The organism is Thermoanaerobaculia bacterium, assembly GCA_035717485.1.
Lineage (GTDB): Bacteria > Acidobacteriota > Thermoanaerobaculia > UBA5066 > DATFVB01 > DATFVB01.
The window spans coordinates 64,404-77,083 of record DASTIQ010000315.1 but is presented as its reverse complement, the minus strand read 5'-3'; the positions used below and the strand labels follow the sequence as shown (position 1 = coordinate 77,083).

The window sequence follows — 12,680 nt, the reverse complement described above, 5'->3', positions numbered from 1 at the left end:
CGGTCCAGATCGACCAGTCGAGCGACGCGAAGCCGTATGCCGTGCTCGCCTTATCGATCGCGCTCCTGGTTTCCGCGGTCCTGCGCGACCGGCGGATCGGATCGGCCGGATCGTTCGCGGCGCTCCTCGCGGCCGGAGTCGCCGCCGCCTCGGTGCATTTCTACGGAGGCGCGGCGGCGGGAGCGATCGCCGCGGCGGCCATCCTCGCCTCGGCCGGCCGCCGGGACCGGGTCCGGGCCGCCGTCCTCCTCGTCACGGTGCTCGGGACGTCGGCGGTGTGGCTCGCGGGGGCGGTCCGCCTCGACCGCGGGGCGGCCGACTACCTCCGGGAGATGTGGGGACGCGTTCCCCTCTGGGCGCCGTTCGCCGCGTCGACGCGCGTCGCGCTCCCGGGATGGCGGAAGCCCTATCCGACGATGGACGGCCGGGTCCTTCCCTTCGTCCAGGCCCGCGAGGTCGCCGGCGTCGCCGTCGTCATCGCCACCGCGCTCGGAGCCCTCTTCGCGGGCCGCGGGAAGAGCCGGGAGCCGGTTCCCCGCGCGGGCGGCCGTTTCGTCGGCCTCGTCGCCGTCGCGCTCTGGCCGGGATTCCTCGCGCTCGAGGTGGCGCTCGCCGCGATCGACCGCCCGATCGCGATCGTCGGCCGGAGCGAGGTCATCGTGGAGATCGGGGTGGCGATCCTGATCGGTTTCGCGGTTTCCCGGTGGCGGCATCCTTTTCTTCCGATCGCCGCGCTCGCGGCGGTCGGCCTCTGGACCGTCGTCCCGCAGTGGCGTCCGCGGCCGGGACCTCAGGGCCGCCGGTGGGAAGAGGCGATCGTGCGCCGGCTGCTCGCGACGACCCGCCCGGGCAGCCATGCCGACGTCGTGACCCTCGGCCTCGCCCGGCCGCCCTTCGATTACTACGCGGGGGGAGACTCGCGGCTGCGCCTCCGGTCGTTTCCCGAAAGCCAGAACTCCCATCCCGGTTGGGCGGCCCATTCCGTCTCCGCCGCGGACCGGGCGTCGCTTCCCGCCGAAGCCGATCGCCTGATCGCGTTCGTCGACGGGGAGCTCGACCGCGGAGTCCGCGTTTACCTCGCGGCCCGGGAGGATCCCCGAAACGCCTGGTTGCTCGCGCCGCTCCGCCGCGATCACGACGTTCGCCCGGTGCCGTGGGGCCCGGGTTGGTTTCTCGAAGTCGTCCGCGCGCCCCTCCTGACGGCGGCGGATGATCCCGAGAGCGATGCCGACGCGCCTCGCCGGTCCTCCCATGTCGCCCGTCGAGAGATTCCGTCCGGTCCTCGCTGTCGGGCGCGCCTGGACAGGCGGATCTTCGAAGGACGGAGGATCCGTCGGGAACCTTTCTCCCGCTCCGGTGTCTGGAACGGGCAGGGAGGTCCGACATGCGACGACGCATACGCCTGGCGCTCATCCTCGGGGTTTTCGCAACGGCAGCCGCCGAGCTTCACGCGGCGGCCGACCGCGGCTTCACTCTCTCGGTCGTGGTCGGCGGCCGCACGCCGCGTGAATACGCCTCGCGCGGAACCGTCTACGTCGAGGCGCTTCGCGGCGTTCCCTACGCTCTTCGTCTCACGAACCCGTGCCCGCAGCGCATGGCGGTGGCGCTCTCCGTCGACGGCCTGAACACGATCGATGCCCGCCGGACGACGGCCGGGGAGGCGCGGAAATGGGTCATCGAGCCGTATGGATCGATCACGATTCCGGGATGGCAGGTGAGCGGCTCGGCGGCGCGAGCGTTCTTCTTTGCCGGAGAGAAGCGTTCGTACGCCGCGTCGCTCTCGGAAACGGAGAACCTCGGCGTGATCGAAGCGGTTTTCTATCGCGAACGGATTCCCGTCCCGGCGATGGGCGCCCCGGCCCCGGAAACGCCGCGTCGCGAGGGTTCCCGGCGGGACGCGGCGCCCGGCAACGAGGCGGCGGCGTCGGGCGCGCTCTCGGACGATTTCGCCGCGACCGGGATGGGAAACCGCCGCGAGCACCCGGTCGTCGAAGTGGCGTTGGACCTCGATCCCCGGCCCGCCGCCCGGATACGAATCCGCTACGAATTCCGGCCGCAACTCGAGGCGCTCGGGATCCTTTCCCCGGGGGGCGATCCCGGGGCTCGGCGGGAGCGGGCGTCGGGGTTCGAGGAGTTCTGCCCGGAAGTTCGATGACCCGAAGGGCTCCGCCCGGGCTCACTTCTCGATGGAGATGTTCTCCTTGCGGCCGCTGTTGGCGACGGCGATCATGATGCCGAGACCGATCGCGATGACGATGCCGATCGCCGTCCACCCGGCGCCGACGCTCTGCAGCACTCCGGTCTTCCAGAGCGCGGCGACGATGCCCGCGATCAAGATGACGTAGCCGAGGAGATAGAGGCCGGCAAATTTCATACGGTTTCCTCCAGAAGGAGAAAGGCAGCAACGCCCGTGCCATCGCCCGACCGCGACTTCGTCCCCCGTCGCGTCTCTCGGCCGGGTTCGCCGGCCTCGACGAGGCCATGGCGCGACCTCGTCCGCATTCCGGGGCCGCGGCGCTCTTCCGTCTCGCGTTGATACCGGGCCGTCGATGCGGTACGGTCCCCGTCGAACCGGAGGAAACGCATGCGTCCGATGCTCGCCGTGATCTGCGTCCTGACCGCCGCGGTTCCGCTCGTCGCCGCTCCCGAGCCGGCCGATCCCGGAATCGCCGATGCGATCCGCCAGGTCGAAGAGAGGCTCGCGCACGCGGTGGCCGCCCGCGACGCCGCGGCGGCGATCGATGCCTACGCGGATGACGTGGTTCTCTATCCCTCCGGCGAGGAGCCGATTCGCGGCAGGTCCGCGGTCCGGCGCTGGATCGGCCGGCGCATGTCGTCTCCTCCGCGCGTCGCCCGGGAGCAATTCGAGACGGCGACGCTCGAGACCTGCGGGGATCTCGCGGTCGAGACGGGGGCCGTCGCCGCCGAAGAGGAATATGGCGGCTCCCGCCGGACGCGCCGCACCCCGAGGCTGGCGGTCTGGAAGCGGCAGATCGACGGCACGTGGAAGATCTCGAAGGAGGCCTTCGGAGGCGAAGGCTCGCCGGCCGTCGTGCCCGCGGGGGCCGCCGAGGCGGCGGCGCCGACCGCATCCGCGGGGCCGGCCGAACCTCCGCGCGTCGTCGTGATGCAGCCGACGGACGTCGTCCCGATCCCCGATCCACGCCCCCTCTCCGACGGCTTCGTCCGGACCATCTCCGACCGGCTGCGGTCGCGCGCCGCCCGCATCCGTTCGCTGCAGGCCTCCGGAAACGGCGGCGAAGCCGTCCGGGCGGCGATCTCGAAGGCCGACCGCGAGCTCCAGACGACGATCCGGGACGTCGGCTGGATCGACGTGGCGCGGTTCGGCGTCGGGACGTCGTGCGACGCCGCGTTCATCGTGTCCGAGAGCGGCGACCCGGCGCTCGTCCGGAGCGCGGTCCCGTGGATGAAGGATCTGCAGACGAACCCGGAAGCCGGTGCCTGTTACGCGAGAGCGCTCGACGCGTACGAGAAGCTGCCCCCGAAGTAGACGCGCTCACGCTCGCGGCGCCTTCGCCGCGCGACCGAATAGGGATTCCGAACGTTCGACGGCCGCGATCTCGCGGGGACGAGTCGCCGCGCTAGGGGAGGGCGATCCGGAGCGCTTCGCCGAGAATCCGCGCGGTCTTCCGCACGTCGGCCGCCGTGTGCGCCGTCGAGAAGAACATCGCCTCGAACTGCGCGGGGGCGAGGAACACGCCCCGCTCGAGCGCCGCGTGGAAGAAGCGGGCGTGGGCGGCGGTATCCGACCGCTTCGCATCCGCGAAGTTCGTGACGGGACCGGGCGTGAAGAAGAGCGTCCCCATCGACCCGACGCGGTTCCAGCAGACCTTCCCGGCGGCGCCGGCGGCTTCGATCTCCGTGGTCATGCGCCGCTCGAACTCGGCGGCCTTCGCCTCGAGCTCCGCATAGGGCGGATTCGCGGCGAGCGCGTCCAGCATCGCGATTCCCGCGCTCATCGCGAGAGGGTTCCCCGAGAGCGTTCCCGCCTGATAGACCGGGCCGTCCGGCGCGATCCGCCCCATGAGATCGGCGCGCCCGCCGTAGGCGCCGACGGGGAGGCCGGCTCCGATGATCTTTCCGAGGCACGTCAGGTCCGCCGCGACGCCGTAGAGCTCCTGCGCGCCGCCGAACGCGGCCCGGAAGCCCGTGATCACCTCGTCGAAGATGAGGAGCGCGCCATGGCGACGCGTGATCTCGCGCGCCGCCTCCAGGTAGCCCGGCTTCGGCGGGACGACGCCCATGTTCGCCGCGATCGGCTCGACGATGAAGGCCGCGATTTCCCCGAGGTGGGCGCGGAACGCGGCGTCGAGGGCGTCCGCGTCGTTGTAGGGAATGACGAGCGTCTTTTCCGCGAGCGCTTCCGGCACGCCGGGGCTCCCCGCGATCGAGAGCGTCGCCGCCCCGCTGCCGGCGGAGACGAGGAACGAATCGGCATGCCCGTGATAGCCCCCTTCGGCCTTCACGATCCGGTCGCGCTTCGTCGCGCCGCGCGCGAGCCGGATCGCGCTCATCGCCGCTTCGGTGCCGGACGAGACGAACCGGAGCTTCTCCATCGAGGGGAACGCCTTTCGCACGCGGCGCGCGAGCATCACCTCGAGCTCCGTCGGCGCGCCGAAGGACGTGCCGCGCCCGGCGGCGGAACGGATCGCCCGCACGACCGCTCCCGGAGCGTGGCCCAGCAGCAGCGGGCCGTACGACATGACGTAGTCGAGGTAGACGTTTCCGTCGGCGTCGCGGAGCCTCGATCCCGAGCCGCGGCGGACGAAGAACGGCTCGCCGCCGACGGCCGCGAACGAGCGCACGGGGGAATCGACACCCCCCGGGAGGAGCTTCTTCGCCTCCGCGAAGATCGCGTGGGAGTGCGCGGTCGACCGGGGCCGCCGCCGCGCGGTGCGGCGCTTCTTCTTCGCGGTCACGCGAGGAACGTGCCGTCGGCGAGCCACGCCGCGGCTTCCTTCGCGTGATACGTCAGGATCCAGTCCGCGCCCGCGCGGGCGATCGACGTCAGGATCTCGCAGGTGACCCGCTTCTCGTCGATCCAGCCGTTGCGTCCCGCGGCCTTGACCATCGCATACTCGCCGGAGACGTTGTAAGCGGCGATCGGGCAGTCGAAGCGGGCTCGCGCCTTCGCGATGGTGTCGAGGTATGGCAGCGCCGGCTTGACCATGACGGCGTCGGCGCCCTCCCGGAGATCGAGCTCGATTTCCCGCATCGCTTCGCGGGAGTTGCCGGCGTCCATCTGGTAGCCGCGCCGGTCGCCGAACTTCGGGGCGGAGTCGGCGGCCTCCCGGAACGGCCCGTAGAACGCGGAGGCGGTCTTGGCCGAATAGGCGAGGATCGCGCGCTCCGCGAAACGGTGCTCGTCGAGCGCTTCGCGGATCGCGCCGACGCGCCCGTCCATCATGTCGGACGGCGCGAGGACGTCCGCGCCGGCGCGCGCGTGCGACAGCGCCGCCTTCGCGAGCAGCGGAAGCGTCGCGTCGTTGTCGACCTCGCCGTTCCGGATGACTCCGCAGTGCCCGTGCGAGGTGTATTCGTCGAGGCAGACGTCCGTCATGACGACCAGCTCGGGAATCTCCTTCTTCAGCAGGCGCGCGGTCTGCTGGACCGCCGCTTCGTCGTCCCACGCTTCCGTGCCTTCCTCGTCTTTCCGCTCGGGGATCCCGAACAGGATCACGGACGGGATCCCGAGTTTCCGGAACGCCTCCGCTTCCCGGAGCGCCGTGTCGGGAGAAGTCCGGAACACCCCGGGCAGCGAGGAGATCTCCTCGCGCACGTTGGCGCCCTTCCGGACGAAGAGCGGCGCGATGAACTGCGAGGGGGATACGCGCGTCTCCCGGGCCATCGTCCGCAGCCCCGCCGTTCGGCGCAGCCGGCGCATTCGGACGGTCGGAAAACCGATGGAATTCATGGGCGAAATCTACCATCTGTGGGAGACTTTCCCTGATGCGTTTGCGTCGGATCGTGCTCCGCCGCGTCGAGATGCCGCTGCGGTTCCGCTTCCGCACGTCGTTCGGGGAAACCACGGTCAAGCAGTTCCTCCTCGTGGAGGCCGACGGCGGAGACTCTTCCGGATGGGGGGAATGCGTCGCGGACGACGCTCCGCTCTATTCCGAGGAGACGAACGCGTCGGCCGCGCACGCGCTGGGCGAGTTCCTGGTCCCGGCGGTCCTCGGAAGGACCTTCGAGGGGCCGGAGGAATTCGCCCGGCTCGTCGCCCCCATCCGGGGCAACCGCATGGCCAAGGCGGCGCTCGAGACCGCGCTGTGGGACCTCGCCGCCCGGGAGAACGGCGTCCCCCTGCGGGATCTCCTCGGTGGCGTCCGCGATCGTGTTCCGGTCGGCGTCTCCCTGGGACTCCAGCCTTCCCTCGACGCACTCCGGGATCTGGTCGCGAAGCACGTGGAGGAGGGGTACCGGCGGATCAAGCTGAAGATCGAGCCGGGCCGGGACGTCGCGCTCGTTTCCGCGGTCCGCGAGCGTTTTCCGTCGATCGACCTCACCGTCGACGCCAACGCGGCGTACACGCGGGCCGAGACGCCCGCGCTCCGCGCTCTCGACCCGTTCCGCCTCGACTATCTCGAGCAGCCGCTCGGCCACGAAGACCTCTGGGAGCACGCGGCGCTCGCGCGGGAAATCGCGACGCCGATCTGCCTCGACGAGTCGATCCGGTCCGAGGCCGACGCCCGCGTCGCGGCGAGGATCGGCGCGGCGCGCGTCGTCAACATCAAGGTGGGGCGCGTCGGAGGTCTCGCCGAGGCGCGGCGGATTCACGACACCTGCGCGGCCGCCGGCATTCCGGTCTGGTGCGGGGGCATGCTCGAATCCGGCGTCGGGCGCGCGGCGAACATCCATCTCGCGACGCTCCCGAACTTCGCAAAGCCCGGCGATACCTCCTCCGCCTCGCGGTACTTCGAGGAGGACATCGTCGACCCTCCACTCGAGGCGCAAAACGGCGAGATGCCGGTGCCCCCCGGACCCGGAATCGGCGTGACGGTCGTGCGCGAGCGGCTCGACCGGTACACGGTCGCGCAGGAGGAGTTCTCCGCCTGATGCTCGAAGACGACCTTCGCTGGCTCGTCGAGCACGAGAGCCCGTCGGACGATCATGCCCTCGTCTCCGCTCTGGCGAGCACGATCGCGGGGCGGCTCATCCGCGCGGGGGCTTCCGCGGAGACGGTGCCCTGCGGCGGCGCCGGAGACGCCGTTCGGGCGACGTTCCGGAGCCGCGGCGGGAAAGGGGGCACCCTCCTCGTGGGTCATCTCGACACCGTCTGGCCGGTCGGGACGCTCGCCGAGCGCCCGTTTCGCATCGAAGACGGGCGCGGAACCGGCCCGGGAGCGTTCGACATGAAGGCCGGAATCGCGGTCGCGCTGGCGATCTTCGACCGCTTCGGCGTCTCGGCCGCGCGCCCGCCGATCTCCCTGTTCCTCGCGCCGGACGAAGAGGTCGGGAGCGCGGCGTCCCGGGAGGCGCTCGTTTCGTTCGCGCGGGAGCACGATCGCGTGCTGGTTCTCGAACCGTCGGAGCGGGGCGCCGCGAAGATCGCCCGGAAAGGGACCGGCCTCGTGAGGGTCGAGTTCCGCGGACGGCCGGCGCACGCGGGGCTCGAGCCGGAGAAGGGCGCCTCGGCGCTCCTCGAGATGGCGCGGTTCGCGCTCTTCCTGGAGTCCGTCGCGGGCCGCGCGGCGGGAACGACCGTCACGCCGACCCTCGCGTCGGCCGGGGGGAAGACCAACGTCGTCCCGGCCTCCGCGGTTCTGACGATCGACGCCCGCGTGTGGACGGCGGCCGAAGAGAAGCGCCTGCTCGCCGCCCTCGCGGCGTATCGCCCCTCCGATCCGGGCGTCGCGGTCTCCATCGACGCCCGTTTCGACCGTCCGCCGATGGAGGAGACTCCCGCATCCCGCGCGCTCTACGAGCGAGTGCGCGACCTCGCGCGGAAGCTCGGCGTCGAGCTCGGCGCCGAACGCGTCGGGGGCGCGTCCGACGGGAACCTGACGGCGGCGGCCGGCGTGCCGACTCTCGACGGGCTCGGCCCGGCCGGCGGGGGCGCTCATGCTCCGGACGAGTGGGTGGATCTCGAGGATCTCGCCTTCCGCGTCTCGCTCCTCGCCGGTTTCCTGGAGCAGCCGGGAGAGACGGCGTGACGACCGGCATCCGCCTCCGGGAGCTCGCGAGCCCGGCCGAATTCGCGCTCGCCCAGCGGGTCGCGAAGGCGGCGTGGCGGCTCCCGGACCTCGAGGCGCCGTCGGTCGCGGACCTCATCGCCATCACGCACGCCGGGGGCCTCACGGCCGGCGCGTTCCGGGGAAAGGACCTGCTCGGATTCGTCCACGGCTTCCCTCGCGAGATCGTCGGCCGCCGCGCACAGCATTCCCACCTCCTCGCGGTCCGGCCCGACGTCCAGGGACGGGGCCTCTCGAAGCGGCTCAAGCTCTTCCAGCGCGAATGGTGCCTCGCGCGCGGAATCGGGCTCGTGACCTGGACGTACGACCCGCTGCTCGTCAAGAACGCGCGGTTGAACCTCGTGCGCCTTCGCGCCCGGGCGCGGCGGTATCTCCGGGATTTCTACGGTCCGATCGGCGGGATCTACGCGGACCTGCCGACCGACCGCTTCGAGGTGTTCTGGGAGCTCGACGCTCCCGACGTGAGGCGGGTGGCGGCGGGAGAAGAGTTCCCGGAGCCGACGCTCGAAGGCGCCGTTCCGTTTCGCTTCGGCCGCGATCCGGAGTCGGGCCGGACGAGCGTCGAAATCCCGACGGGTGCTCCGAAACTCTACCGGTCGGATCCTGCCGGCGCGCGCCGCGCCCGATTCGCACTGCGCCGCCGGGCGGAGGACCTGATGGCGCGAGGCTGGGAAGCGAGCGCGCTCGCCCTCGAGAACGGCCGGGCGTTCTACCTCTTCGAGCGCTGAAGGATCTTGATCAGGGTCGCGGCGAGCGAATCGAACGATGCGTCGGGGACGGCGACGGTCCTCTTCACGCCGAGACGCTCGAGCTCGCTCGCGGTGCTCGCGCCGAGGACCGCGGCCGGCACCGACCCGAGCGCCTTGCGCTCTTCCGGCGAGCGGCCCTCGAACAGCCATCGCGCCGCGGCGGCCGACGTGCAGGCGAAGGCGGAGAACGCCCGCTCGGCGATCGGCGCCGAGAGATCGGCCGGGAACCGGAGCCTGACCTTCCGGTAGACCGTCGGTGCATAGACGGTCGCGCCCCGCTGCTTCAGGTTCTCGATGAGCGCGAGGTCGGCGTCATCGCCGTGCGGCCAGAAGACGTACTCGCCGGCGAGCGATTCCGGGAGCGCCGCGAGGAGAGACGAGGCGGAAGCGTCCTCCGGCGCGTCCGCGGCGAGTCCCAGCTTGTCGAGCGCGACGCGGGTCGATGCGCCGACCGCGTGGTACCGCGCGGCCGGGGGGAACACGGCCCCGCCCCGGCGCAGGATGTCCACGGCGTTGCGGCTCGTGAAGATCACGCGGTCCACGCGATGCCCCGCCGGGAACGCCTGCGACGTGATCTCGATGCGGTGGCTCGGGACGGCGCGGAGGCCGAAACCTTTCGCCGCGAACGTGTCCTCGTAAGCGAACGGCTTTCCGCCGGAATAGACGACCAGCGCGGAACGGCGGAAGGACTTCATGCCGGGACCCGTGCGGCCGCGACGAGGGCCGCCGCGCCGCGCGCGAGCAGGGCGGATGCGGCCTCGCCGCCCAGCGCCTCCGGATCGCCCGCGGAGCCTTCGCGATCCACGCGGATCACGGTCGAGCCGTCGAGCGACATCACGGCGGCCGCGAGAGCGAGCTTCCCCGAGGCGACCGTCGCATGGGCGGCGACGGGAGCCCGGCAGCCCCCTTCGAGCTCGCGCAGGACCCGGCGTTCGCAGAGGACGGCGGCGCGCGTCGGCGCGTGGTCGAGCGCGCGCACGGGTTCGAGGGGCTCGCCCTGCCGCGTCGTGATCGCGAGCGCGCCCTGGGCGACCGCGGGAACCATCTCGGAAATTTCGAGGATCTGCGTGGCCTCCGCGTCGCGGCCGAGCCGCCGGAGTCCCGCGCGGGCGAGGACGATCGCGTCCCACGCTCCCTCCCGGAGCCGGCGGAGGCGCGTGTCGACGTTGCCTCGCGCCTCGGCGCAGGCGAGGTCCGGCCGGAGGGCGCGAATCTGACCCGCGCGGCGCGGGCTCCCCGTCCCGACGACGGCCCCCGGCGGGAGCGCCGCGAGGGGCGCTCCGTCGCGCGTCACGAGGACGTCCCTGGCGTCTTCCCTCTCCGGAATGGCGGCGACCTCGAGTCCCGGCGGGAGCTCGGAAGGCAGATCCTTCATGCTGTGGACGGCGAGGTCGATCCGGCCGTCGAAGAGCGCCTCGTCGAGCTCCTTCGTGAAGATCCCCTTTCCTTCGATCGGCTGGTGCAGCTCGGAAAGGCGATCGCCGGTCGTCTTGATCAGGATCATCTCCACTTCCGCGCCTCGCGAGCGGAGCCAGTCGGCGACGAGCCCCGACTGGGTCCTGGCGAGCGTCGATCCGCGGGTCCCGAGGCGGAGCCTCACTCGGAGCCGCCCTCGTCCTCGAGTCCGAACACGTGCCGGATCGCTTCGGCGCGCTCCACCCTCCGGACGGGGTCGGATTCCTCCTTGAGCGCGACGGTCGGCCGGCGCAGGAGCGACCGGACCATCGACTGGGCCAGCAGCCGGATCTTCTCGCGGTCTTCGGGCGCTACGCGCTCGAAACGGGAGAGCTGCCGGTCGAACTCCTCCTCGCGGACGCGCTCGAAGCGGCGCCGGAGCGAGGTCACGGTCGGCACGACGGCGAGCGAGCCGTACCAGGAGAGGAAATCGGCGAGCTCCTCCTCCAGGATCGCCTCCGCCTTCGGAATGTCCTTCTCCCGGTCGGCGAGATTCCGCGCCGCCATCTCCTTGAGATCGTCGACGGCGTAGAGAAACGCGTTCTCGACCGAGGAAACCTTCTCGTCGATGTTCCGCGGGACGCCGAGGTCGAGGAAGAGGACGGGACGTCCGCGGCGCGCGTCGAGCGCGGCCGAGGCTTCCGCGGCGCCGAAGAGGGGCGTCGGGCTCGCGGTGGCGCAGACGACGACGTCGGCGTGCGGGAGCCGGGCGGGGAGCTCGTCCCATCGCCGCGGGGTGCCGCCGCGGGAGGTGAGCGCCTGCGCGCGGTCGAAGGACCGGTTCACGACGTCGATCGTCCGCGCGCCCCTCCCGACGAGCAGGTCGTAGAAGATCGCGGCGATGTCGCCCGCGCCGACGATCAGGAACGAGCGTTTGTCGATGTCCTCGTAGACCTTGCGCGCGAGTTCGAGGGCCACGCCGGGGATCGACGTGGCGCGCGTGCCCACCCCCGTCTCGGAGCGGACGCGCTTTCCGGCGGCGCAGGCCTGCTGGAAGAGGCGGTGGAGAACCGAGCGCGTCGCCCCGGCGGCCGACGCGACCCGCAGCGCCTCGCGCACCTGCGCGAGGATCTGGTCCTCGCCGAGGACGAGCGATTCGAGGCCGGCGGCGACGCGGAAGAGGTGCCGCACCGCGTCCGGCCCCGAGAGGCCGTACCGGCTCCCGAGGATGTCGGGTTTGGGGAGGCGGTGGAAGCCGGCGACGAACTCGGTCACCGCCTCTTCGACGTCGGCCGTCGTCCCCACGCCGTAGATCTCGCTGCGGTTGCAGGTCGAGACGATCACCCCTTCGGAGAGAACGCCCTGGCGGGTGATGTGGGCGAGCGCCTCGCGGATCGAGTCCGGGGTGAAGGCGAGGCGCTCGCGGATCGAGATCGGCGTGCGGCGGAAGTCCCAGCCGACGAGAACGAGCGGCGATTCCATCGGAGCGATCATCGGAACACGTGTCCTTTGCTGACGAACAGGTTCACGATGGTGTACGAGAAGAGCACCAGCGAGAACCCGAAGATCGAGACGAACGCCGTCTTCTTCCCTTTCAGTCCGAGGGGCGAAGAAAACAGCGCGACGGCATAGACGACGAGGACGAGGAGGGTCGCCCCGAGCTTCGCGTCCCAGACGGTGCCCCAGTTCTTCTGCGCCCAGACCATGCCGAGGGTGAGCGAGACGGCGAGGGCGGCCACACCCACCGCGACGGCGGTGTGCTCCATCCGGTCGAGAACGTCGAGGGCGGGAAGGCGCGAGAAGAGGAGACCCGTCCGGCGCTGCCGGAGCTGCCGGTTCTGGACGAGATACAGCAGCGCGAGGATGAACGACAGGGAGAGAGCCGCGTAGCCGAGGATCGCCGTCGTCACGTGAAAGGCGAAGAGCGATCCGGAGAGCTCCTTCCGGGCCGGCAGCGTCGCCGGGCGCGTCAGGAGCGAGATGACCTGGAAAAGGATGACGAGCGGAATCAGGAAAGGACCGGTCGACCGCTCCCGGTGGCGGAAGAAGAGGAAGACGTAGGTGACGGCGATCATCCACGCGAAAAAGGACATCGAGTCGGAGAGGTCGCGGTAGGGGACCGAATGGAGCTTCCGGGCGCGGACCTGCAGCGCGGCGAAGTGGCAGAGGAGCCCCGAGACGAGGAGGATCGTCGTCCCGCGCGCCAGCGCGTCGGAGTTCTTCCGGAGGGAGGCGATGGAAAACCCTTCGGCCGCGCCATAGAAAGCGAGGGCGGCGATTCCCAGGAGCGCGGCGCTGATCACGCGGTCGATTGTAGCGGGGA

General features: G+C 71.3%; 13 protein-coding genes. 6 read left to right on the top strand and 7 right to left on the bottom strand.

Features of this window, described 5'->3' with window-relative positions:
- Together VFS34_16660 and VFS34_16655 are read left to right on the top strand one after the other, a co-directional pair.
- The coding region (locus VFS34_16660) for a hypothetical protein (GenBank protein HET9796082.1) at positions 1 to 1,625 on the top strand (1,625 nt) is incomplete at its 5' end.
- Complete coding sequence (locus VFS34_16655) at positions 1,601 to 2,155, top strand: hypothetical protein (GenBank protein HET9796081.1); 555 nt, start codon at positions 1,601 to 1,603, stop codon at positions 2,153 to 2,155. The genes VFS34_16660 and VFS34_16655, both read left to right, overlap by 25 nt.
- 21 nt (positions 2,156 to 2,176) lie before the next feature.
- Here VFS34_16655 and VFS34_16650 read toward each other — a convergent pair whose 3' ends face one another.
- Entirely contained in the window at positions 2,177 to 2,374 is a 198-nt protein-coding gene (locus tag VFS34_16650; GenBank protein HET9796080.1) for a hypothetical protein, read from the bottom strand.
- A 210-nt stretch (positions 2,375 to 2,584) separates the two neighbouring features.
- Here VFS34_16650 and VFS34_16645 point away from each other — a divergent pair, with 210 nt between their 5' ends.
- On the top strand, positions 2,585 to 3,511 hold the full coding sequence (locus VFS34_16645; protein ID HET9796079.1) for a nuclear transport factor 2 family protein: 927 nt from the start codon (positions 2,585 to 2,587) through the stop codon (positions 3,509 to 3,511).
- A 91-nt stretch (positions 3,512 to 3,602) separates the two neighbouring features.
- Here the strand turns inward: VFS34_16645 and hemL are convergent, their stop codons facing one another.
- Both hemL and hemB read right to left on the bottom strand, forming a co-directional pair.
- Positions 3,603 to 4,967 (bottom strand): glutamate-1-semialdehyde 2,1-aminomutase, encoded by a 1,365-nt coding sequence (gene hemL, locus VFS34_16640; protein HET9796078.1) that lies wholly within the window; start codon positions 4,965 to 4,967, stop codon positions 3,603 to 3,605.
- A complete protein-coding gene (hemB, locus tag VFS34_16635) occupies positions 4,937 to 5,935 on the bottom strand; it encodes a porphobilinogen synthase (protein HET9796077.1) in 999 nt (332 codons plus the stop codon). Before hemB ends, hemL begins: the two co-directional genes overlap by 31 nt.
- Positions 5,936 to 5,970: 35 nt before the next feature.
- Between hemB and menC the strand changes: the two genes are divergently transcribed.
- From menC to VFS34_16620, 3 genes are read left to right on the top strand one after another with little or no spacing between them, the layout of a single operon-like run.
- Positions 5,971 to 7,077, top strand: a complete 1,107-nt coding sequence (gene menC / locus VFS34_16630) for an o-succinylbenzoate synthase (protein HET9796076.1) — start codon at positions 5,971 to 5,973, stop codon at positions 7,075 to 7,077.
- Positions 7,077 to 8,174 carry a M20 family metallopeptidase gene (locus VFS34_16625; GenBank protein HET9796075.1) on the top strand — a complete coding sequence of 366 codons (1,098 nt, stop codon included), beginning with the start codon at positions 7,077 to 7,079 and terminating at the stop codon, positions 8,172 to 8,174. Before menC ends, VFS34_16625 begins: the two co-directional genes overlap by 1 nt.
- Positions 8,171 to 8,941, top strand: a complete 771-nt coding sequence (locus tag VFS34_16620) for a GNAT family N-acetyltransferase (GenBank protein ID HET9796074.1) — start codon at positions 8,171 to 8,173, stop codon at positions 8,939 to 8,941. The genes VFS34_16625 and VFS34_16620 overlap by 4 nt, the downstream gene beginning before the upstream one ends.
- Here VFS34_16620 and VFS34_16615 read toward each other — a convergent pair.
- From VFS34_16615 to ccsA, 4 genes are read right to left on the bottom strand one after another with little or no spacing between them, the layout of a single operon-like run.
- A complete protein-coding gene (locus VFS34_16615; GenBank protein HET9796073.1) occupies positions 8,923 to 9,657 on the bottom strand; it encodes a uroporphyrinogen-III synthase in 735 nt (244 codons plus the stop codon). The genes VFS34_16620 and VFS34_16615 overlap by 19 nt on opposite strands.
- The gene (gene hemC / locus VFS34_16610; GenBank protein HET9796072.1) at positions 9,654 to 10,562 is read right to left on the bottom strand and encodes a hydroxymethylbilane synthase; all 909 of its coding nucleotides are present in this window, start codon (positions 10,560 to 10,562) and stop codon (positions 9,654 to 9,656) included. The genes VFS34_16615 and hemC overlap by 4 nt, the downstream gene beginning before the upstream one ends.
- Positions 10,559 to 11,851, bottom strand: coding sequence for a glutamyl-tRNA reductase (hemA, locus tag VFS34_16605; protein ID HET9796071.1), 1,293 nt, complete (start codon positions 11,849 to 11,851; stop codon positions 10,559 to 10,561). The genes hemC and hemA overlap by 4 nt, the downstream gene beginning before the upstream one ends.
- Positions 11,848 to 12,660, bottom strand: a complete 813-nt coding sequence (ccsA, locus tag VFS34_16600) for a cytochrome c biogenesis protein CcsA (GenBank protein HET9796070.1) — start codon at positions 12,658 to 12,660, stop codon at positions 11,848 to 11,850. The genes hemA and ccsA overlap by 4 nt, the downstream gene beginning before the upstream one ends.
- Positions 12,661 to 12,680: the final 20 nt, after the last annotated feature.

Coding starts and splice junctions, on each gene's coding strand:
- VFS34_16650 (HET9796080.1), bottom strand. CDS start 2,374: ATGAAATTTGCCGGCCTCTATCTCCTCGGCTACGTCATCTTGATCGCG.
- VFS34_16645 (HET9796079.1), top strand. CDS start 2,585: ATGCGTCCGATGCTCGCCGTGATCTGCGTCCTGACCGCCGCGGTTCCG.
- hemB (HET9796077.1), bottom strand. CDS start 5,935: ATGAATTCCATCGGTTTTCCGACCGTCCGAATGCGCCGGCTGCGCCGA.
- menC (HET9796076.1), top strand. CDS start 5,971: ATGCGTTTGCGTCGGATCGTGCTCCGCCGCGTCGAGATGCCGCTGCGG.
- VFS34_16625 (HET9796075.1), top strand. CDS start 7,077: ATGCTCGAAGACGACCTTCGCTGGCTCGTCGAGCACGAGAGCCCGTCG.
- VFS34_16615 (HET9796073.1), bottom strand. CDS start 9,657: ATGAAGTCCTTCCGCCGTTCCGCGCTGGTCGTCTATTCCGGCGGAAAG.
- hemA (HET9796071.1), bottom strand. CDS start 11,851: ATGATCGCTCCGATGGAATCGCCGCTCGTTCTCGTCGGCTGGGACTTC.